This is a genomic window from Vibrio plantisponsor, assembly GCF_013041605.1.
In the GTDB taxonomy this organism is placed as follows: Bacteria; Pseudomonadota; Gammaproteobacteria; order Enterobacterales; family Vibrionaceae; genus Vibrio; species Vibrio plantisponsor.
On sequence record NZ_JABEQC010000014.1, the window covers coordinates 43556 to 64396 of the forward strand.

General features: G+C 44.5%; 19 protein-coding genes. 10 read left to right on the top strand and 9 right to left on the bottom strand.

Going from position 1 to position 20841, the window contains the following annotated elements:
* Positions 1-134: 134 nt before the first annotated feature.
* From grpE to dnaJ, 3 genes are all read left to right on the top strand, one after another.
* Complete coding sequence (gene grpE, locus HKI82_RS17365; RefSeq protein ID WP_042489049.1) at positions 135-749, top strand: nucleotide exchange factor GrpE; 615 nt, start codon at positions 135-137, stop codon at positions 747-749.
* 284 nt (positions 750-1033) lie between these two features.
* Positions 1034-2947, top strand: coding sequence for a molecular chaperone DnaK (gene dnaK / locus HKI82_RS17370; protein WP_102940286.1), 1914 nt, complete (start codon positions 1034-1036; stop codon positions 2945-2947).
* Between the two features lie 270 nt (positions 2948-3217).
* The gene (dnaJ, locus tag HKI82_RS17375) at positions 3218-4360 is read left to right on the top strand and encodes a molecular chaperone DnaJ (protein ID WP_102940285.1); all 1143 of its coding nucleotides are present in this window, start codon (positions 3218-3220) and stop codon (positions 4358-4360) included.
* 60 nt (positions 4361-4420) lie between these two features.
* On the opposite strand, the gene HKI82_RS17380 is transcribed toward dnaJ, so the two are convergent.
* Complete coding sequence (locus HKI82_RS17380; RefSeq protein WP_171138733.1) at positions 4421-4861, bottom strand: type IV pilin protein; 441 nt, start codon at positions 4859-4861, stop codon at positions 4421-4423.
* Between the two features lie 96 nt (positions 4862-4957).
* Here HKI82_RS17380 and HKI82_RS17385 point away from each other — a divergent pair, with 96 nt between their 5' ends.
* The 4 genes from HKI82_RS17385 to HKI82_RS17400 are packed head-to-tail and all read left to right on the top strand — an operon-like array spanning position 4958 to position 7718.
* Positions 4958-5476 (top strand): GspH/FimT family pseudopilin, encoded by a 519-nt coding sequence (locus tag HKI82_RS17385; protein WP_102940283.1) that lies wholly within the window; start codon positions 4958-4960, stop codon positions 5474-5476.
* A complete protein-coding gene (locus tag HKI82_RS17390; RefSeq protein WP_102940282.1) occupies positions 5445-6071 on the top strand; it encodes a pilus assembly protein PilW in 627 nt (208 codons plus the stop codon). Before HKI82_RS17385 ends, HKI82_RS17390 begins: the two co-directional genes overlap by 32 nt.
* Positions 6068-7306 (top strand): hypothetical protein, encoded by a 1239-nt coding sequence (locus tag HKI82_RS17395; protein ID WP_171138707.1) that lies wholly within the window; start codon positions 6068-6070, stop codon positions 7304-7306. Before HKI82_RS17390 ends, HKI82_RS17395 begins: the two co-directional genes overlap by 4 nt.
* A complete protein-coding gene (locus HKI82_RS17400) occupies positions 7296-7718 on the top strand; it encodes a type IV pilus modification PilV family protein (RefSeq protein WP_171138708.1) in 423 nt (140 codons plus the stop codon). Before HKI82_RS17395 ends, HKI82_RS17400 begins: the two co-directional genes overlap by 11 nt.
* 72 nt (positions 7719-7790) lie before the next feature.
* Here the strand turns inward: HKI82_RS17400 and fghA are convergent, their stop codons facing one another.
* Together fghA and HKI82_RS17410 are read right to left on the bottom strand one after the other, a co-directional pair.
* Positions 7791-8642 (bottom strand): S-formylglutathione hydrolase, encoded by an 852-nt coding sequence (gene fghA / locus HKI82_RS17405; protein WP_171138709.1) that lies wholly within the window; start codon positions 8640-8642, stop codon positions 7791-7793.
* 94 nt (positions 8643-8736) lie between these two features.
* Positions 8737-9870, bottom strand: a complete 1134-nt coding sequence (locus HKI82_RS17410) for an S-(hydroxymethyl)glutathione dehydrogenase/class III alcohol dehydrogenase (protein WP_102964425.1) — start codon at positions 9868-9870, stop codon at positions 8737-8739.
* A 150-nt stretch (positions 9871-10020) separates the two neighbouring features.
* Between HKI82_RS17410 and HKI82_RS17415 the strand changes: the two genes are divergently transcribed.
* Together HKI82_RS17415 and tadA are read left to right on the top strand one after the other, a co-directional pair.
* Entirely contained in the window at positions 10021-10905 is an 885-nt protein-coding gene (locus HKI82_RS17415) for a LysR family transcriptional regulator (RefSeq protein WP_102964424.1), read from the top strand.
* Between the two features lie 50 nt (positions 10906-10955).
* Positions 10956-11483 (top strand): tRNA adenosine(34) deaminase TadA, encoded by a 528-nt coding sequence (gene tadA, locus HKI82_RS17420; RefSeq protein WP_102940276.1) that lies wholly within the window; start codon positions 10956-10958, stop codon positions 11481-11483.
* Between the two features lie 119 nt (positions 11484-11602).
* On the opposite strand, the gene HKI82_RS20630 is transcribed toward tadA, so the two are convergent.
* Together HKI82_RS20630 and mltF are read right to left on the bottom strand one after the other, a co-directional pair.
* On the bottom strand, positions 11603-11737 hold the full coding sequence (locus tag HKI82_RS20630) for a hypothetical protein (RefSeq protein WP_255209411.1): 135 nt from the start codon (positions 11735-11737) through the stop codon (positions 11603-11605).
* Between the two features lie 180 nt (positions 11738-11917).
* Positions 11918-13501 carry a membrane-bound lytic murein transglycosylase MltF gene (mltF, locus tag HKI82_RS17425; RefSeq protein ID WP_171138710.1) on the bottom strand — a complete coding sequence of 528 codons (1584 nt, stop codon included), beginning with the start codon at positions 13499-13501 and terminating at the stop codon, positions 11918-11920.
* Positions 13502-13807: 306 nt separating this feature from the next.
* On the opposite strand from mltF, the gene purL reads away from it, so the two are divergent.
* Positions 13808-17704 carry a phosphoribosylformylglycinamidine synthase gene (gene purL / locus HKI82_RS17430; RefSeq protein WP_171138711.1) on the top strand — a complete coding sequence of 1299 codons (3897 nt, stop codon included), beginning with the start codon at positions 13808-13810 and terminating at the stop codon, positions 17702-17704.
* A 99-nt stretch (positions 17705-17803) separates the two neighbouring features.
* Here purL and HKI82_RS17435 read toward each other — a convergent pair whose 3' ends face one another.
* The 4 genes from HKI82_RS17435 to HKI82_RS17450 all read right to left on the bottom strand — a co-directional run bounded on the left by HKI82_RS17435 (position 17804) and on the right by HKI82_RS17450 (position 20828).
* Positions 17804-17995 (bottom strand): DUF4250 domain-containing protein, encoded by a 192-nt coding sequence (locus HKI82_RS17435; protein WP_171138712.1) that lies wholly within the window; start codon positions 17993-17995, stop codon positions 17804-17806.
* On the bottom strand, positions 17995-18201 hold the full coding sequence (locus HKI82_RS17440; protein WP_042488988.1) for a YaeP family protein: 207 nt from the start codon (positions 18199-18201) through the stop codon (positions 17995-17997). The genes HKI82_RS17435 and HKI82_RS17440 overlap by 1 nt, the downstream gene beginning before the upstream one ends.
* 162 nt (positions 18202-18363) lie before the next feature.
* A complete protein-coding gene (locus HKI82_RS17445) occupies positions 18364-19008 on the bottom strand; it encodes a tellurite resistance TerB family protein (protein WP_102940273.1) in 645 nt (214 codons plus the stop codon).
* Between the two features lie 104 nt (positions 19009-19112).
* Positions 19113-20828, bottom strand: coding sequence for a proline--tRNA ligase (locus HKI82_RS17450; protein WP_171138713.1), 1716 nt, complete (start codon positions 20826-20828; stop codon positions 19113-19115).
* Positions 20829-20841: the final 13 nt, after the last annotated feature.

A 20841-nucleotide genomic window follows, 5' to 3' on the forward strand; every position in this document is an offset into this window, starting at 1 on the left:
TCAAAATTCTTCATCCCCATAATAAGGGCAAGTTACGCTTTTATGCGAATTTTTGTGTCAAGAACGTAAAAGAGAATTCAGTTCCTTAGCGGTTATTACGTAAAAGAGATAACTGAAGGAATGCAGGAGATATCATGAGCAACGAAGAAAACAAAGTTAAAGATGAAGAGCTGAAGCCAGAAGCGGTTGAAGTTGAAGCTGAAGCTGTCGGCACTGATGCTGATATCGATTGGAATCAAGATGACGCGCAAGAAGGCGAAGTGCTTGATGAGCAAGAAGCAAAAATTGCTCAGCTAGAAGCAGCATTGCTTTCTACTGAACAGCGTTTGAAAGATCAGCAAGACAGCGTTCTACGCGCTAAAGCTGAAGTTGAGAACATGCGTCGTCGTTCTGAGCAAGAAATTGATAAAGCACGTAAATTTGCTTTGAACCGTTTTGCTGAAGAACTGTTGCCGGTTATCGATAACCTAGAACGTGCGATTCAAGCGGCTGACATGGAAAACGAAGCAATTAAACCTGTGATTGAAGGTGTTGAACTAACACACAAAACGTTCATTGGTGTAATTGAGAAGTTCGGTTTGAAAGAAATTAATCCAGAAGGTGAAGCTTTCAATCCTGAATTCCATCAAGCGATGTCAATTCAAGAAAGCCCAGACCACGAATCAAACACGGTTATGTTCGTAATGCAAAAAGGTTACGAGTTAAACGGCCGTGTAGTTCGACCAGCAATGGTAATGGTTGCTAAGTAATCTTATTGAAAAAGAACGAAAACGGGAGGCAAGCGCCTCCCGTTTATTTTGTCGCAAGACAATCATTATCTGGTGAAATTTGCTTGTAGGGTGCTGAGTTTTTATCCAGCATCAAAAAAATCACTCGAAAAGCCGATAATTTTAATTTTTTTTCATTTTTCCCCTTGAAATGCTTTTTGCCGCCCTTATCTATGGGGCATACAAGAAGCAAACATACATGTTTAGCTTTGTGGCCCGATAAGGGCATAACAAACGAACAGAGAATTTATTTCGGAGATAGCCTGATGGGTAGAATCATTGGTATTGACTTAGGTACGACTAACTCATGTGTTGCTGTACTAGACGGCGACAAACCTCGCGTAATTGAAAACGCAGAAGGTGAGCGTACCACCCCTTCTATTATTGCATATACAGACGGCGAAACATTGGTCGGTCAACCTGCAAAACGTCAAGCTGTAACGAACCCAGAAAACACGCTATTTGCTATTAAGCGTCTTATCGGTCGTCGTTTCGAAGACGAAGAAGTTCAGCGCGATATCGAAATCATGCCATACAAAATTGTACGTGCTGATAACGGTGATGCATGGGTTGAAGCGAAAGGCCAAAAAATGGCTGCACCTCAAGTTTCAGCAGAAGTTCTGAAGAAAATGAAGAAAACTGCAGAAGACTTCCTAGGTGAAGAAGTAACTGGTGCTGTAATCACAGTTCCTGCTTATTTCAACGATGCTCAACGTCAAGCAACGAAAGATGCTGGCCGTATTGCTGGTCTAGAAGTTAAACGTATCATCAACGAACCAACTGCAGCTGCTCTAGCTTACGGTTTGGATAAGAAAGGCGGCGACCGCGTTATCGCTGTATACGACCTTGGTGGTGGTACATTCGATATTTCAATCATCGAAATCGATGAAGTTGAAGGCGAGAAGACTTTCGAAGTTCTTTCTACCAACGGTGACACTCACCTAGGTGGTGAAGACTTTGATAACCGTCTGATCAACTACTTGGTTGACGAGTTCAACAAAGAACAAGGTATCAACCTGAAGAACGATCCGCTTGCAATGCAACGTCTAAAAGAAGCGGCAGAGAAAGCGAAAATCGAACTGTCTTCAGCACAGTCAACTGACGTGAACCTACCATACATCACGGCAGATGCGACTGGTCCTAAGCACATGAACATCAAAGTTTCACGTGCGAAACTAGAATCTCTAGTTGAAGACTTAGTTCAACGTTCACTAGATCCACTAAAAGTTGCTCTAGCGGATGCTGATCTGTCTGTAGGCGACATCACTGACGTTATCCTAGTTGGTGGTCAAACTCGTATGCCTATGGTTCAGAAGAAAGTTTCTGAGTTCTTCGGTAAAGAGCCACGTAAAGACGTGAACCCTGATGAAGCAGTAGCGGTTGGTGCTGCAGTTCAAGGTGGTGTACTTGCTGGTGACGTTAAAGACGTACTTCTTCTAGACGTAACTCCACTGTCTCTAGGTATCGAGACTATGGGTGGCGTTATGACTAAGCTAATTGAGAAAAACACAACCATTCCTACTAAAGCGAATCAAGTGTTCTCAACAGCTGAAGACAACCAAAGCGCAGTAACGATTCATGTACTACAAGGTGAGCGTAAGCAAGCGACTTATAACAAGTCTCTAGGTCAATTCAACCTAGAAGGTATTCAACCTGCACCACGTGGTATGCCTCAAATCGAAGTTATCTTCGACCTAGATGCGGACGGTATCCTGCACGTATCTGCGAAAGATAAACAAACTGGTAAAGAGCAGAAGATCACTATCCAAGCTTCTGGCGGTTTGAGCGATGAAGAAATCGAGAAAATGGTACAAGAAGCAGAAGCTAACAAAGAAGCGGACAAGAAGTTCGAAGAACTAGCAACTGCACGTAACCAAGCTGACCAAATGATTCACGCAACTCAAAAACAAGTTGCTGAAGCAGGTGAAGCTCTTCCAGCAGAAGACAAAGAGAAAATCGAAGCCGCTGTAGCAGCACTAGAAACTGCGAAGAAAGGCGACGACAAAGCAGAAATCGACGCAAAAGTTCAAGCGTTGATGGAAGCTTCTCAAAAGCTAATGGAAATTGCTCAACAGCAAGCACAAGCACAACAAGGTGCGGGCGCTGAGCAGCAATCAGCATCTAAAGACGACGATGTTGTTGACGCTGAATTTGAAGAAGTGAAAGACGACAAGAAATAATTTGTTGTAAACGGATGGCTTGTTTAATGACAAGTCATCTGTGTTCACGATTCATTCTATTTACTTGCGGGCGTCAGAGTTTCTCTCTCGCCCGCATGTTTCTAGTTGTAGAGTCTATCTAGATAATACTATTTGCTCGTCAACTGATAGCGTCAACATATTGATTGCTAAGTAAAAACTAAATTTGTTGTCAGTAATATTATCTAGATTGATTGATAAAAGACGGAGAAGCACTGCGCTTCTCGCTCAAAGTAATTGGTAGTTTAAAACATGTCAAAACGTGATTTTTACGAAGTATTAGGCGTTAGCCGTGATGCCTCAGAGCGCGATATTAAAAAGGCGTATAAGCGTCTAGCAATGAAATTCCACCCAGACCGTAATCCGGGTGATGCGACTGCTGCGGATAAGTTTAAAGAAGTAAAAGAAGCGTACGAAATTCTGACAGATGATCAGAAAAAAGCCGCTTATGACCAATATGGTCATGCAGCCTTTGAACAAGGCGGCATGGGCGGTGGCGGCTTTGGTGGTGGCGGTGCCGATTTTGGTGACATCTTCGGTGATGTGTTTGGTGACATCTTCGGCGGTGCTCGTCGTGGCGGCGGCGGTCCTCGTGCGCAGCGTGGTGCTGATCTACGTTACAACATGGAACTGACTCTAGAAGAAGCGGTTCGCGGTTGTAGCAAAGAAATCGAAGTACCAACACTGGTTCATTGCGATACTTGTAATGGCTCTGGTGCTAAGAAAGGCACATCTGCACAAACCTGTGGAACCTGTCATGGCCACGGTCAAGTGCAAATGCGTCAAGGCTTCTTTGCTGTACAACAAACCTGTCCTACCTGTAATGGTAAGGGCAAGATCATTAAAGACCCATGTAATGACTGCCATGGTCAAGGTCGCAAGCAAAAAACTAAAACGCTTAACGTTAAGATCCCAGCTGGTGTGGATACAGGCGATCGCATCCGTTTATCTGGCGAAGGAGAAGCGGGCGAAATGGGTGCACCAGCAGGTGATTTGTACGTACAAGTCCACGTGAAAGAGCACCATATTTTTGAACGTGATGGCAACAATCTGTACTGTGAAGTACCTGTAAGCTTCGCTATGGCAGCTCTTGGCGGTGAAGTTGAAGTACCAACTCTTGACGGTCGTGTAAACCTTAAAGTGCCAGAAGAGACGCAAACAGGCCGTATGTTCCGCATGCGTGGTAAAGGCGTGAAGAGTGTACGTGGTGGCGCAATTGGTGACTTGCTAGTGAAGCTGGTGGTAGAAACACCTGTGAAACTCAGCTCTCGTCAAAAAGAACTATTACGTGAACTGGAAGACTCTTTTGGTGGTGAAGCGGGTCAAAAGCACAAACCTAAATCAGAAGGTTTCTTCAACGGTGTTAAGAAGTTCTTCGATGATCTAACCAGCTAATCTCTGGTGACTAGATATAAAAATAAGGCCAGCATTGCTGGCCTTATTTGTACTTGAAACTTACAACCAGCAACCGCTGGGTAAGCTTTCTCCTGTATGTGATAGCGTCAACTTGGTATAGGTATTCCCTAAGCAGGTGTCGTTGTTCTGTCCTTTTGTTGCTTTTGGTGTTGCTGTTATTAAATAACCTGTTTTACTGACGGTCGCCGATATCTCATATCTGTCACTATCAACTTCGCAAAAGCTGTTGCAAATACCGTTCGTCATTATGGTATCGGCTGAATAACCATTGTCGTAGTGCTCTTCCAAGTAGAGCTGCAATTTAGACATATCGGCCATTGCCTGTTTTCTATGTGCTTTTCTAATATGGTCACTGTAGTTGGGGTAGGCGATAGACCCTAGAATTCCAATGATGGCAACAACTAAGATTAATTCGATGAGTGTCAAACCTTGATGCTTACGTGACGCTATCTTGCAGTAAAATGTACGAATCATTTCTATTACTTCTCCATATCAACCTACGCCATTTTTAGTACCTGTTAGTATTGTTGCAAGTTGATTCATATTAATTGCAAGACTTACAGAGGAATTTGGGAAATGCTTCGCGGGTTCACTTTACTGGAGATGCTGATTACGATTTCCGTTATGTCGGTGTTGTTAGCTTTTGCTGCACCGAATCTTTATCTCTACCAACAGAAACACAAAATCATAAACTTAGCTTCTGAATTGCATGGGTTTCTTGTTCAGGCGAAATCAGAAGCTGTCTTTCGTAACGCAGATCTCTGGGCACATATTGAAATGGATAGTAATCCGACGGTCACAGGGAAGTGGTCTATCCGTGTAACTGATTCTGAAACTTTAGGTGCTGGGGAGACGATACAAGTTATGACAGGAGACAGGTATCGAAACATATTTTTCCAATCCAATTACCTATCGAATCAAATTAAGTTCAATGGCATCAGAGGCAAGATAACCAATGGCACCTTACGTTTTGCATTAACCAATGTGATGGAGGAACCGTTGAATCTAAGAAGTTCGTTTGGTGCTAGTCGAATCATTGTTTGTGCAGAAGGAGGAGAGTTCTATGGTTTCTCGCAGTGCAGTTCGCAAATTTAGTGGTTTTTCCATTGTCGAATTCATGGTTGCAGCTCTACTAGGAGGAATAGCGTTAACGACCATGGGGAGTGTGCTCCTTTCAACTCAAAAATCTGCTAGTGAAAAAAGTAAGCAAATTATGCTGCTGCAGAACATATCAAGTACATTGTATCAACTTAAAGAGGACATATTGAGAGCTGGGTACGATGATGGAATTGATACATCAGCACGATTTTTGGGCGAGTCAAAGGTCACATATGTCCATAGCCAACCGAATGCCCTGGGGTATGTCTATAAAGTTCGCTCTAGTTCTCCTTCCGAGTATAGACACGTGTTGTATTGGTTAAACAGTAAAACATCTAGTCTGATGTTCTGTGAAAAAAGTCGGCCAACGCTGATCTCTGTTTATTCTGCCGCCACTCAATTTGGCAATTGTTATTCACTGTTTGACCCTAACCAAGTATCAGTAAGTGAGTTTACAGTTAAGCGTTACGACATTGACAGTAATGATGCGGAAAGTGCTTTTGTTACTGTTCGTATGAAAGCGCATCTGACTAAAGACCCCGAAATTAATCAATATCTAGAGCTCAAAGTGACGCAGAGGAACTGGCAATGAGTAGGAACTTACAAAAAGGTGTTACCACTTTAGCGGTTACTTCTATTTTATTGATGGTAGCGTTAACGGTTACACTGGGCTCTCAGAAATCACTCTTCTACCAAATTAAACGCTCCCAAAATGAAATTAAATCCCGGCAAAACCATTGGTTAGCGGAAGGTGCTATCGAGTGTGGTTATGCGCAGTTTCGAGCTGAAAATAAGGTTCCACAAAATATTACTGATTGTGGATCTGGGCATGGTGTGATTGCTTCTTTTGTGCCTTCAATTTATGGACAGCGAGTGGTGGCAAAAAGTGGATACAGTACTGTAGAAAAAGAAATTCAAATTAAGAATAGACTGAGCTCAGGAGCAATACAGTCAAACGCAGATCTGTATTTCCATTCTAGCTTGTCATTTGCGACACCTGATCCCGGCAAGTTAACAGAAAGAGGTTGGGAGTGTGTCGCGCTTCGTTATGGAAGCCGCTTTTATTCACCATCGTTGGTTAATCAGGGAGTGGTTCACGGCAGAAAACCCTATGAAGATTTTAGTAACCCCGGTTACAAAGACTGTCTTAGTTCTCATCGCTCTTTCGGTCAATCGTGGGGACATTTAGGAAAAGATTTCGTACAAGATGCCCATTTATCTCTATTTGAACAGTTCTTTAATGTCCCTGCTCACGAACATGACAAGGTGAAAATGAGTGACAAAGTAACTGTGATGGAGGGCGTTGGGTATCCTAAGCAAGTGTATAATTGCGGCAGCGCTTTGGCATCGCAAATTCGCTCTGGCAAACATTTCCTCTGGGTTGAAGGGGGATGTGAGATCAAAATGTCTGAATACAATAACTTGGTCAATGCGGCTGCTGCTACTAACGGCGTTTTAATACTTGTCCACGAAGGTGTTTTTTCTGTGATGGGCAAGCCTCCCGGAGGCTCGTCTGAGCCGTTCAAAGGGGTTTTGTTTCATTTTAATCGAGAGTTTATTGCTTCTCACCATCAATGGAGAGGCTTTGTTGCGGATAGGATGTTGAATCATCCTACTTCTGTTATTGAGCGGTCTTATCGCAACATAGCTTCATATTATCAATATGGTGCGTTCAGTTTATCTGGTGGGCAATACTTTGATACACCAGGGCAGGCAGCGGTGTTTAATGATTCATTAGAGGTCAATTTTAATGGTGATGTCATCAACAACGTACAGGCAAATGTTAATCCACCAAGGTGGAGAGAAGGATCTTGGTATGCAGAATAAAAACAAACAGTCAGGTTTTAGTTTGATTGAAGTGATGATTACTTTCGCTTTGATTGGTGTTAGTGCTTTGGGTCTTATTAAGCTCCAAGCTTATATTGAGCAACGTGCCGATTATGCTTTACACAGTATTAAAGCGTTGAATGTTGCGGAACAGAGATTAGAGTGGTTTCGAACACGAGGCTCGAAAGCGACACATCTACGAATTAAAACGCCCGACTATGATAGTAGTATTGCTTCCTATGTATGTAACCAAGATCCTATTTATACCGTGAGGTGGGACGTGAATGAACCTAATTCCACATTGGGGGTAAAAACGATCACTATGGAAGTATCTTGGCTTGACCGAAACGGAAGTAAGCAAACGGTCGCTCTGCAAACCATGTTGTCCAAATACAGTGAGTTTAATACCTAGGTGTTTGAGCGAGCTAAAAGCATCAATCGATACAAAAGCCCGCATGTCGCGGGCTTTTTGAATTGAGATAAATCAGTACTCAGTTTTTAGATATTTAGCGTGAAACTCTAGGTGATCATCGATAAATGTCTGAATGAAGTAGTAGCTGTGGTCATACCCTGGCTGAATACGCAGAGTTAAGTTTGCCTTTGCTTCGATAGCGGCTGATTGTAATGTCTCTGGTTTGAGCTGCTCAGTTAAGAAACTATCTGCGTTTCCTTGGTCAACCAATATTGGCGCTGTCACTAGATGAGTTTTCATTAGCTCGACTGCGTCATACTGTAGCCATTTGCTCTTGTCTTCACCTAAGTAATTGCGAAACGCTTTTTGTCCCCATGGTACGGCCATCGGATGACATATAGGGCTAAATGCAGATATCGACGAATAAGCCGTTGGGTTCTTGATGCCAATAGTCAATGCGCCGTGACCACCCATACTATGCCCTGAAATGGCTTTGCGCTTACTAACGGGGAAGTTTGCTTCTATCAGCTGTGGCAGTTCATCAACGATGTAGCTGTACATCTGATAATATTCCTGCCATGGTTCTTGGGTAGCATTAAGATAAAAACCTGCACCGAGGCCAAAATCGTAAGCTCCTTCCGGATCATCAGGAACACCTTCACCTCTAGGGCTGGTATCTGGAGCGACAATCGCAATCCTTAACTCTGCGGCTTTTTTGAAAGCGCCCGCTTTCTGCATAAAGTTTTCGTCAGTACAGGTGAGACCTGATAACCAATACAACACAGGTACCGGTTTATCTTCGGTCGCTTCTAACGGCAGATAAATGGCAAAGCGCATTTCACAATTGAGTGTGCTGGATTGATGAATGTATTGCTTGTGCCAGCCATCGAAAACTTTCGCTTGGCTATGATTAATTAAACTCATTCTTCCTCCTATACCCAGTTTTTTGTAGTGGCTGCTAAAGTTCGCAGCCACTCGAAGTTATAGGGTATACGCTGTTTTTAGATATCGTTCTGCACTACTTATTGAAGTGAACGACAGAGCGAATACTTTCGCCAGCATGCATCAAATCGAACGCATCGTTAATCTCATCTAAGGCCATTGTGTGAGTGATAAACTCTTGCAGGCCAAACTCACCAGCAAGGTATTGCTCAACGATGCCCGGAAGTTGTGAACGACCTTTAACGCCGCCAAATGCACTACCACGCCATACACGGCCAGTGACCAATTGGAATGGGCGAGTAGAGATCTCTTGACCTGCACCAGCAACACCGATGATAACGGATTCGCCCCAGCCTTTATGACAGCATTCAAGAGCCTGACGCATCACGTTTACGTTACCGATACATTCAAATGAGAAGTCAACGCCGCCGTCTGTCATCTCAACAATCACTTCCTGAATCGGCTTGTCGAAGTGTTGCGGATTGATACAGTCTGTTGCACCAAGCTGTTTCGCTAGTTCGAATTTCTTCTCGTTGATATCGATACCTATGATGCGACTTGCGCCAACCATGCGAGCACCGATAATCGCCGAAAGACCAATACCGCCTAAACCGAAGATAGCGACAGTGTCGCCTTTCTTCACTTTAGCTGTGTTGATTACCGCGCCCATACCCGTTGTGACACCGCAACCTAATAGACAGATTTCTTCTAGTGGTGCTTCTTTATTCACTTTCGCAAGAGAAATTTCAGGCAGTACAGTGTATTCAGAGAAGGTTGAGCAACCCATGTAGTGATAAATAGGCTGACCATCTTTGTAAAAGCGAGTTGTACCATCAGGCATTAAACCTTTACCTTGTGTTGCGCGAACCGCTTGGCATAGGTTGGTTTTACCTGATTTACAGAATTTACACTCGCCACATTCTGCGGTGTAAAGAGGAATCACGTGGTCGCCAACTTCAACAGAAGTAACACCTTCACCCACCATCTCAACAATACCGCCACCTTCGTGACCAAGAATAGATGGGAACACGCCTTCTGGGTCTTCGCCGGATAACGTGAATGCATCAGTATGACAAACACCTGATGCCACAATTCGTACTAACACTTCACCTTTACGAGGAAGCATCACATCCACTTCTTCAATTTTAAGTGGTTGGTTTGGACCCCACGCAACCGCAGCGCGTGATTTTATGAATTTGTCTTGTGACATGTGGTCATCCTTTCAATCAATAACGAGGAGTGTTTGGTGTACTCCCAACACCATCAGTAGTCTTTTAGTATAGAAGCTTCTCTTTGGTTAATAATTGGGTGAAAATGAGAATAACTTTTACACTATTGTAATAATCAAAAAGAGTTGTTGATGGCAGGTTGGGAAGGAATTAACGAATTTATAGCGGTTGCTGAGTGTGGAAGCTTCACTCAGGCCTCGCTGCGCTTAAACACTTCGGTGGCGAACATCAGTCGCCGTGTCGCAACGCTTGAAGAGCGACTGAAAGTGAAGCTGTTGGTAAGAACGACACGCAAGGTGTCTCTGACTGAAGCAGGGCTGGTTTACTTTCAGCAATGTCGAGTGTTGGTTGAAGGTTTAGAGCAAGCAGAGCAAACCGTTACTCAAATGCAGCAAACGCCGCAAGGCAAACTAAAAGTGACTGCACCAGTGACTTACGGAGAGCAAAAAATTGCGCCTCTGCTTCATCAGTTTCTTCAGCAACATGAACAGCTAAATTTAGAGTTAGTGCTCACTAACCAAAAGCTCGACTTAATTGAACAAGGTGTTGATCTGGCAATCCGTTTGGGGCAGTTAGACGACTCCAGTTTTCGTGCAAAGAAACTGAGTAATCGACAGTTATATGTTTGTGCAACGCCAGAATACTTGGCTCGCTTTGGCGTGCCTCATACATTGTCTGAGCTTAATAAACATCAATGTTTGATTGGAACTTATGATCACTGGCGTTTCAAGGAACACGGTCAATCACGCTCTATTCGGGTGAAAGGCAATATTAACTGTAATAGCGGGATCGTTTTGTTGGATGCTGCACTGCGTGGAATGGGCATGGTTCAGCTACCGGATTACTACGTCAGTGAACACTTAGCTTCAGGAGCATTAGTCGAAGTACTTCCTTCCTATCGTGATGACAGAGAAGGAGTGTGGGCGCTTTATCCTCACAATCGGCATCTCTCGGCCAAAGTCCGCCTGCTGGTGGATTACCTTGCGCAAAGCTTATCAGCCGAAGCTGTTGTATAATTTCGTCCAATAAAGGGCAAGCAAACCCAAGTCCAACAAGAGAGAGAATAATGACGGAATCCCAAGCGGAATTTAGCCCACAAGACGAAGACTTTATGCGCCAAGCGATGGCTTTAGCCGCTAAGGCTGAAGAGCAAGGAGAAGTTCCTGTAGGCGCGGTATTGGTTAAAGATGGTGAAATCATCGCTCAAGGCTGGAACCGTTCAATTGGTAATCATGACGCAACGGCTCACGCTGAAATTCAGGTATTACGTCAGGCGGGAGAGAAGTTAGAAAACTATCGCCTGTTAGATACAACGTTGTATGTCACGCTGGAACCTTGTCCTATGTGTGCTGGTGCTTTATTACATAGTCGAGTTAAGCGAATTGTCTATGGTGCTCCTGATCTTAAAGCCGGTGCTGCAGGTACGGTATTGAACATCTTTGACAGCCCCGCGGCTTATCACTACGCCACGATAGAAAAAGGTTTATTAGAGGATGAGTGTCGCCAGCAGCTACAAGCCTTCTTCAAGCGCCGTCGCAAAGAAATTAAAGCATTAAAAGATGAACAGAAACGAGATCAAACGGTTGATAAATAAAAGTAACAAGTGGGAAGTCGCGGGATAGAACAAAATAAGACGAGTGAAAAAAGAGTGGTAGTGGGTCTTTGGCAAACATCTACATTCGTAGATGTTTGCGTCCCTAAAATATCAGCTGATTACAAGTACTGTTCTTCCAAATGTACATACGCTCGATGACGTGCTAGCACTTTCTTTTTTGTATTGGCTAGCATACGGCGACGGCGGTTAGCTGATACTGCTTTGTTAAGGAGTTTAGGCCTGCGTTTAAGCATAAAACGTCCCCCTTTCAGTACTAACTATCACAACAAACCCCAATTATTCATCCAATCAGGGCGCCAAACTATCAAACTTATTTGACGTTTTTATGTATCCGACTCTTACTTGTTTTTATTTGTAGAGTAAGAGCGGATGCACATATCTATTTATGGGTTCCGAAGAAAAAAATCAAGTGTTTATTTTTGAATTGATGCAGGGTTATCGCTTGTAGATTCTGCTTGCTCAGAATCTAAGCTCTCTTCATCGTTTTGCGAATCATCAATAGACTCATCAAGGGTACTTTCATCACTTTCATCCTCTTCCGGTAAATGAATCACCGTGATGTCATCGGTGCCAGATTCGACACTAACCACTTTCTGCTGCTCTAAATGGCCGATGATACTTTGGTAGTAACGACGTATGTTCTCAACATAGTTTCTCGCCTCATCACCACGTGCATAACCATAGATGGTCTTCGAGAAATATTTCTTCTGACGTAACAAAGGTAGTCTGTCTTTTACTTCTGCCCAAGTATCCGGATCACTGCCCTGAAGTTTGGTGAGTCGACGAGCATCCATCATATGACCGTAACCGACGTTATAAGACGCAAGGGCAAACCAGATTTTTTCGTGATCAGAAATCGAATCAGGAACTCGTGCCACCATTCTTCGTAAGTATTCGACCCCACCTCTGACCGACTGTTCAGGGTCAAGACGGTTGGAGACATCAACACTTTTCGCTGTTGGTAGCGTCAGCATCATCATGCCACGTACACCAGTTGGCGATTTAGCTCTAGGGTTCCAGTGAGATTCCTGATAAGCCAGTGCCGCAATCAAGCGCCAGTCAAATTCATCCGAATATTTCTGGAATAGTGGTGCCCATTTAGGCAGTCGGTTATCAAGTGCCCGAATAAATGCACGCGTATCTACATAGTCGAAAGTGCCAATGTGACCAATATACTTTTCTTCTAATGATGCTAGCGAGCCTGATTGTTTCAGTTCACCAAAGAACTCAATCATCATGGCATACAGGCTTTCGTCTTGTGAACGACGCATAAACCAAGAGATAGGTTGGTCTTCCGTCACTTCAAAGGCAGACGCGAGGTCAGGGTAAATACGCTGAGAAAGTGAAACTTCTACTGAATCTGCCATAGTAAACAGCAATGAACCTTCAGAAACGCTTTTGAGCAGATCGTTAACGTCTGAATTGGTATCAATATGGAAATCAAAATCAGGGTAGTCTTTCTTTAGTCCGTTGAGCGTCGTTTCAAAGTGAGAATCATCAACCACACTAAAAATAGGGTGGCCGTCATTTTGTTCTTCAAGCTCTTGTTGCTTATCGACAAGCTGCTGAATATTACGCGGACGCCATTGGCCTTTTTTATACACCACTTGTTGAGATACGTAGTAGTAAGCAGGACCGGCGCGGTAGTCTTTCAGGCGTTCTTCCGATTGGCTAAGACCTGCGGCAATGATATCTATCTCGCCATTTTTGAGCGCAGGAAACAGACTTGAGAGGCGATAAGCGGGCTTCATCTCAAGTCTTACATTCAGTTGTGCTGCAAATTCTCTGGCTAATTCATAATCCAACCCAGAAGGGCCATCAGGACCGATGTAGTAAGAGAGCTGGTTGTTTAATGTACCCACACGCAAGACGCCGCGTTCACGGATCTGGTCAAGTTCACTTTTCGGTTCGGAATCAATTTGGCAGCCACTCACAAGAAGAGTCATCAAAAATAGAGTGAAGCCACGGCTGAGTGAATGATAAAAAAGCTTTGTCATTAATTCGAGATCTCTTACATCAATTAGTGCCTTTATATCAAAGGCTGCTCGTATGGCAAAGTGATAGCTTGTTACTAAGCTTGTTGTGTCTGAAAATTGTTCAAACAGGGTGAAATTCAAAATTAATGAAAAAAATGACGCAAACGGTTGCTTTTGATGTTACGTCACAAAAAAAAATCCTCTATAATGCGCTCGCATCAAAGAGATGAAATCGGCATAAGTTCCAATTAATTAGTTTAACGTACTGATAATTAGATGAATTTATGCCAATTACACCTCAATCAATGGATATAGAGACCTTTGCACATGAGAATTTTGCGTGGTTCCCCAGCTCTTTCTGAGTTTCGTGTCAATAAACTACTCGAGACGTGTCGTGAACAAAACTTACCTGTGACGGGTATCTATGCAGAGTTCATGCACTTTGCAGATCTCAAGGCAGATTTAGACGACAGTGAAATCGAAAAACTTGAGAAGTTACTGACTTACGGTCCAACAATTCAAGAACACGAGCCACAAGGTTTGCTACTTCTTGTTACTCCTCGCCCGGGTACAATTTCTCCTTGGTCTTCTAAAGCAACAGATATCGCACACAACTGTGGCTTGGCAAATGTTAAGCGACTAGAGCGCGGTACGGCTTACTACATTGAGTCTGAAGGTGAACTTTCAGCTGACCAAATCGCTAGCATCAACGCTTTAATTCATGACCGCATGATGGAAGTGGTGTTTACTGAACAAGAGCAAGCTGCTGCACTATTCAAATCTGCAGAACCTGCGCCTGTTGCTTACGTTGATCTACTTTCAGGTGGCCGTAAAGCGCTTGAAGAAGCAAACGTTACCCTTGGTCTCGCTCTTGCTGAAGATGAGATTGACTACTTACTTGAAAGCTTTGTGACTAAGCTTGAGCGTAACCCAACTGACATCGAATTAATGATGTTTGCACAAGCAAACTCAGAGCACTGTCGCCATAAGATCTTCAATGCAGATTGGACAATCGACGGCGTGAAGCAAGACAAATCACTGTTCAAGATGATCAAGAACACAATGGAGATGACTCCTGATTACGTTCTGTCTGCTTACAAAGATAACGCTGCGGTAATGGAAGGCTCTGAAGTTGGTCGTTTCTTCCCGAATCCAGAGACTCGTCAATACGGCTACAGCCACGAGAAAGCACACATTCTTATGAAGGTGGAAACACACAACCACCCAACGGCTATTTCTCCATGGCCGGGTGCTTCTACTGGTTCAGGCGGTGAAATTCGTGATGAAGGCGCAACGGGTATCGGTGGTAAACCGAAAGCTGGCTTAGTCGGTTTTACAACTTCTAACCTTCGTATTCCAAACTTTGTACAGCCTTGGGAAACGGACTTCGGTAAGCCGGGTCGTATCGTTAACGCTCTGGATATCATGCTTGAAGGTCCTCTAGGCGGCGCAGCATTTAACAACGAATTTGGTCGTCCTAATCTATTAGGCTACTTCCGTACCTATGAAGAGAAAGTGACTTCTCACGCGGGTGAAGAAGTTCGTGGTTACCACAAGCCAATCATGATTGCTGGTGGTTTAGGTAACATCCGTGATGAACACGTACAGAAGAAAGAAATTCCTGTAGGTGCAAGCCTAATCGTGCTTGGTGGTCCTGCAATGAACATCGGCCTTGGTGGCGGTGCTGCTTCTTCTATGGCTTCTGGTCAGTCTGCGGAAGATCTTGATTTTGCTTCTGTACAACGTGAAAACCCAGAGATGGAACGTCGTTGTCAGGAAGTGATCGACCGTTGTTGGCAGCTTGGTGACGCAAACCCAATCGCATTTATTCACGATGTGGGCGCGGGCGGTATTTCTAACGCATTGCCAGAGCTAGTAGATGACGGCGAGCGTGGCGGTATTTTCCAACTACGTGACGTGCCAAATGATGAGCCGGGAATGAGCCCGCTGGAAATTTGGTGTAACGAATCTCAAGAACGTTATGTACTGGCAGTTGCGCCAGAAAACATGGCGGCATTCGATGCTATCTGTAAGCGTGAACGTGCTCCATACGCAGTTGTAGGTATCGCAACTGAAGAGCGCGAACTGAAGCTGGAAGACTCACACTTCGACAACACGCCTATCGATATGCCAATGGATATCCTGTTAGGTAAAACACCTAAAATGCACCGTTATGCGAAAACCGCGAAGGTGAACAGCCCAGCGATTGATCGTTCAGGTATTGAATTGGGTGATGCGATTGAACGTGTTCTTCGTCTGCCAGCCGTTGCCGAGAAAACATTCCTTATCACCATTGGTGACCGTACGGTAACTGGTCTTGTGGCTCGTGACCAAATGGTTGGTCCATGGCAGGTTCCTGTTGCGAACTGCGCAGTAACAGCGGCAAGTTACGACACTTACCACGGTGAAGTTATGGCGATGGGTGAACGCACGCCTGTAGCATTACTGGACTTCGGTGCGTCTGCTCGTCTAGCTGTTGGTGAAGCAATCACTAACATCGCTGCAACTGAAATCGGCGATATCAAACGTATCAAACTATCTGCAAACTGGATGTCTCCAGCGGGTCACCCTGGTGAAGATGCTGGTCTATACGAAGCAGTGAAAGCGGTAGGTGAAGAGCTGTGTCCTGCACTTGGTCTGACTATCCCTGTGGGTAAAGACTCAATGTCGATGAAGACTAAGTGGAACGAAAATGGCGAAGACAAAGAAGTGACTTCTCCACTTTCATTGATCATCACTGCGTTTTCTCGCGTAGAAGATGTTCGTAAGACAGTGACTCCACAGCTTCGTACAGATTTAGGCGAATCAAGCCTAGTGCTTATTGACCTAGGCAACGGTAAAAACCGTCTAGGTGCAACAGCACTGGCTCAGGTTTACAAGCAGTTGGGTGATAAGCCTGCTGATGTAGATAACGCAGAGCAACTAAAAGGTTTCTTCAACGCTATTCAAAACCTAGTAAGCAACGACAAGTTGATTGCTTACCACGATAAAGGCGACGGCGGTCTATTTGTTACTCTTGCTGAGATGGCATTCGCTGGTCACTGTGGTGTGAAAGCAAACATCGAAGCTTTAGGTGAAGATACACTGGCTGCGCTGTTTAACGAAGAACTGGGTGCAGTTGTTCAGGTTAAGAACGATGAACTTGAGTCTGTACTGGCAACACTAGCTGATAACGGTTTAGCTGCATGTTCACATGTTATTGGCGCAGTAGAAGCTTCAGACAAGTTAGTGATCACTTCTGGTGACACAGTTTTAGTCGACCGTTCAAGAACAGAACTTCGTACTATCTGGGCTGAAATGACGCACAAAATGCAAGCGCTGCGTGACAACCCTGCGTGTGCAAACCAAGAGTTTGAAGCGAAGAAAGATAATTCAGACCCAGGTCTGAACGTGAAACTCAGCTTCGATACCAACCAAGATGTAGCAGCGCCTTACATTGCGAAGGGCGCTAAGCCTAAGATGGCAATTCTGCGTGAGCAGGGTGTTAACTCGCATGTTGAAATGGCAGCAGCGTTTGACCGTGCAGGCTTTGAAGCTACCGATATCCATATGAGTGATATCCTGACAGGTCAGGCTGTATTGGAAGAATACCAAGGTCTTGTGGCTTGTGGTGGCTTCTCTTACGGTGACGTACTGGGTGCCGGTGAAGGTTGGGCTAAGTCAGTGTTATTTAACGCACAGGCTCGTGACCAGTTTGAAACCTTCTTCAACCGTGAAGATACCTTCTCTCTAGGTGTGTGTAATGGCTGTCAGATGCTTTCTAACCTGAAAGAACTGATCCCAGGTGCTGACTTATGGCCTCGTTTCGTTCGTAACGAATCTGAGCGTTTTGAAGCTCGCTTTAGCTTGGTAGAAGTTCAGAAATCGGATTCTGTATTCTTCGACGGTATGGCTGGCTCTCGCATGCCTATCGCAGTATCTCACGGTGAAGGTCGTGTAGAAGTTCGTGATGAAGCACACCTAGCGGCTATCGAAAATTCAGGTACAGTGGCGGTTCGTTTTGTTGATAACTTAGGTAACCCAACACAACAATACCCGAATAACCCGAATGGTTCGCCAAACGCAATCACTGGTTTAACAACTGCTGATGGCCGTGTAACCATTATGATGCCTCACCCTGAGCGTGTATTCCGCACAGTGGCGAACTCTTGGCATCCAGATAGCTGGGGTGAAAACGGTGCTTGGATGCGTATGTTCCAAAACGCTCGCAAGAACTTAGGTTAATTACAGACCTGTGAATTAAAGCTACTAAATTTCAGATAATTAAAAACGCAAACCCTTGGGTTTGCGTTTTTTTACATTCTACATCATCAATTTCGAAGATTAACGAAATTGCCCCGCCTCTGGGAGGAACTCAAAGCCCGCTGTGGCCAGCTTGGCTTCAAGTGCGGTTCGGTCAATATCGAAGTAGGAAACCAGCTTGTCTAAATCACCGTTAAAGTCGTCACGCAGCTTCATGTTCACAATGCTCATTAGCATGACTGTGTCCATAGAGGCGAAATTGGCGAGATTCATTATTTGTCCTCGAAATCAGAAATCAGTAAGTTTGCCGCAGCAAAGGCGGCTTTTTCTCTTACTTCTTTTGGTAAAGAAGTATCTGCTGCCACATCGTTCAAAGCACGAACCGCGCAGCTAATTGCTTGAGGAATATAGGCTTGATCGCCACTACCAATTTGAGCGTATAACTCACGAACTAAATCACAACAACCGTAAACTTGCATAACTCTATCCTACTTTTACAGAACGACCTGCTTATAAAGAATGAATAATACAGAACGAGACGTCTGCCTTATAAATGATAACTGCTCTCAATATACACAGAGAGCAGAATGAAGACAAAAGTTACCTTTGAGCTGGCTCAATGTTGAGTTTCAGCCGGTGAATTATTCACCGTTTATCTGTTGATGAATGTTATTTACTAACTCTTCACTTAAACCGAGTTGCTTCGCCAGTTCTTGCAGATACGCTTTTTCCATAAAGTTTTGCTCGTCGGCAACCAAGGCTGAAGCAAGATAGATTTCCGACGCTTGAGCCGGAGTTTGCGCGAGCGCAGCGATTTCATTCGGGTCTAACGGTTTTTTCAACTCTTGTTGGAACAGGGTTTGAACGTCGTTATCGGCACCAATCTCATTAATTACTTGGTTTATCTTAGCCATTTCTTGCTCATCTACGTGTCCATCCGCTTTGGCAGAAGCGATCATCGCTTTAAGAATGAGTATTTCATGGCGAGGATTTGATTGGTCAAAGGTCGCTGGCTGAGTTGGCTCATTTTGATTGGCTTGCCAGTCGTTATACATCTTATAAGCGAGAGCCCCCAGAGCCGCAGAACCACCGATGGCGAGCGCTTTTTTGCCCAACTTCTTGGTTTTCTTTGAACCCATTAAAAGGCCTATGATACCCCCGCCGAGTGCACCTGCACCAAGGGTGGCAAGCTGGCTTTTATCCTGAGCTAAAGACTGAGCTTGCTGTTTACCGGATTGAACCAAATTGGAGTTGAGTGCTTGATTGAGTAGGGCTTTGAGATCCATGTCTTTCTCCTTTTTGTTTTTATGCAGTGTAGAAGAGAAATGATGAATCCAGCATTAATAAAAAAGGCTGCCATTTGGCAGCCTTCAAAGATAGACGTTCGAGATTAAGACATTTGCGACTTGATGTGCTCGACGATATCAGCCATTGCCACTGGAGTTTTGTCACCAGTGCGACGGTTTTTATATTCGAAATTACCTTCGTCCATACTACGATCACCGATAACGATCGTATGAGGAACACCAAGTAGCTCCATATCAGAGAACATAACACCTGGGCGTTCTTTACGGTCATCGAATAGAACTTCGATACCAGCTGCTGTCAGTTCAGCATATAGCTTCTCTGCGGCTTCTTGAACGCGCTCAGATTTGTGCATGTTCATTGGAACGATAGCCACTTGGAACGGTGCAATAGCGTCTGGCCAGATGATACCGTATTTATCATGGTTCTGTTCAATAGCAGCAGCCACTACACGAGTAACACCGATACCGTAACAACCCATTTCTAGAATAACGTTTTTACCGTCAGCGCCTAGAACACCACAGTTCATTTTCTCAGAGTAGTTAGTACCAAGCTGGAAGATGTGACCAACTTCGATACCACGCTTAAGCATGATAGTGCCTTTACCACATGGGCTTGGATCACCTTCCACAACGTTACGTAGGTCTTCAACTTGACCTAGTTGAACGTCACGTCCCCAGTTAATACCGAAGTAGTGTTTACCATCAACGTTTGCACCAGCACTGAAGTCACTGGTTACTGCAACTGTGCGGTCAACGATGAATGGCAGTTTTAGACCTACTGGACCTAAAGAGCCTGGACCTGCACCGACTAGAGCACGAATCTCTTCTTCAGAAGCCATCTCTAATGGAGAAGCGACTTCCTTCAAGTTTTCTGCTTTTACTTCGTTTAGCTCGTGATCACCACGGATGATCAGGGCAATGATGTCTGCGTCAACTTCATCTGATGCTTTAACGAAAAGCGTTTTAACTGTTTTCTCGATAGGCAGTTCAAATTGCTCAACAAGTTCTGCAATAGTTTTCGCATTTGGCGTATCAACCAGAGTCATCTCTTGAGTTGGAGCTGCGAGTTCTGCTGCTAGTGCAACCGCTTCTGCTTTTTCAATGTTCGCTGCGTAATCAGATTCAGTAGAGAATGCGATTAAGTCTTCGCCGCTTTCCGCCAATACGTGGAACTCTTGAGAGCCGCTACCACCGATAGCGCCGCTATCCGCCAATACTGGGCGGTAATCCAGACCCATGCGGTCGAATGCTTTACAGTAAGCATCGTGCATTGCGTCGTAAGATTTTTGTAGACCTTCTTTATCGATGTCGAAGCTGTACGCATCCATCATTGAGAATTCACGAGAGCGCATCACGCCAAAACGAGGGCGGCGTTCATCACGGAACTTAGTCTGGATTTGGTACAGGTTCAACGGAAGCTGCTTGTATGAACTCACTTCATTACGCACAAGAGCAGTAATCACTTCTTCTGCTGTTGGGCTCAGTACAAACGGACGAGTGTGGCGGTCAGTAAAGCGAAGCAGTTCTGGGCCCATCTTTTCTGAGCGACCAGTCTCTTCCCATAGTTCAAACGGCTGCACAACGGGCATTAGTGTTTCGATAGCCCCTGCATTGTCGATTTCTTGGCGAATGATGGTTTCGACTTTACGCAGTACGCGAAGACCGGTAGGTAGCCAAGTATAAAGACCTGAAGCTAGCTTACGGATCATACCCGCACGTAGCATGAGCTGGTGGCTCACTACTTCTGCGTCGTTTGGAGTCTCCTTCAGAGTAGAAAGAAGATATTTACTGGTACGCATTTATGGTATCCGT

Bases quoted from the DNA above. Each gene is read 5' to 3' on its own strand.
- dnaK (WP_102940286.1), top strand. From the start codon at position 1,034: ATGGGTAGAATCATTGGTATTGACTTAGGTACGACTAACTCATGTGTT.
- HKI82_RS17395 (WP_171138707.1), top strand. From the start codon at position 6,068: ATGAGTAGGAACTTACAAAAAGGTGTTACCACTTTAGCGGTTACTTCT.
- HKI82_RS17445 (WP_102940273.1), bottom strand. From the start codon at position 19,008: ATGGATCTCAAAGCCCTACTCAATCAAGCACTCAACTCCAATTTGGTT.
- HKI82_RS17435 (WP_171138712.1), bottom strand. From the start codon at position 17,995: ATGAATCTCGCCAATTTCGCCTCTATGGACACAGTCATGCTAATGAGC.
- HKI82_RS17440 (WP_042488988.1), bottom strand. From the start codon at position 18,201: ATGCAAGTTTACGGTTGTTGTGATTTAGTTCGTGAGTTATACGCTCAA.
- HKI82_RS17385 (WP_102940283.1), top strand. From the start codon at position 4,958: ATGCTTCGCGGGTTCACTTTACTGGAGATGCTGATTACGATTTCCGTT.
- purL (WP_171138711.1), top strand. From the start codon at position 13,808: ATGAGAATTTTGCGTGGTTCCCCAGCTCTTTCTGAGTTTCGTGTCAAT.
- grpE (WP_042489049.1), top strand. From the start codon at position 135: ATGAGCAACGAAGAAAACAAAGTTAAAGATGAAGAGCTGAAGCCAGAA.
- HKI82_RS17410 (WP_102964425.1), bottom strand. From the start codon at position 9,870: ATGTCACAAGACAAATTCATAAAATCACGCGCTGCGGTTGCGTGGGGT.
- mltF (WP_171138710.1), bottom strand. From the start codon at position 13,501: ATGACAAAGCTTTTTTATCATTCACTCAGCCGTGGCTTCACTCTATTT.
- fghA (WP_171138709.1), bottom strand. From the start codon at position 8,642: ATGAGTTTAATTAATCATAGCCAAGCGAAAGTTTTCGATGGCTGGCAC.
- HKI82_RS17400 (WP_171138708.1), top strand. From the start codon at position 7,296: ATGCAGAATAAAAACAAACAGTCAGGTTTTAGTTTGATTGAAGTGATG.
- HKI82_RS17390 (WP_102940282.1), top strand. From the start codon at position 5,445: ATGGTTTCTCGCAGTGCAGTTCGCAAATTTAGTGGTTTTTCCATTGTC.
- HKI82_RS17450 (WP_171138713.1), bottom strand. From the start codon at position 20,828: ATGCGTACCAGTAAATATCTTCTTTCTACTCTGAAGGAGACTCCAAAC.
- tadA (WP_102940276.1), top strand. From the start codon at position 10,956: ATGACGGAATCCCAAGCGGAATTTAGCCCACAAGACGAAGACTTTATG.
- HKI82_RS17415 (WP_102964424.1), top strand. From the start codon at position 10,021: ATGGCAGGTTGGGAAGGAATTAACGAATTTATAGCGGTTGCTGAGTGT.
- HKI82_RS20630 (WP_255209411.1), bottom strand. From the start codon at position 11,737: ATGCTTAAACGCAGGCCTAAACTCCTTAACAAAGCAGTATCAGCTAAC.
- dnaJ (WP_102940285.1), top strand. From the start codon at position 3,218: ATGTCAAAACGTGATTTTTACGAAGTATTAGGCGTTAGCCGTGATGCC.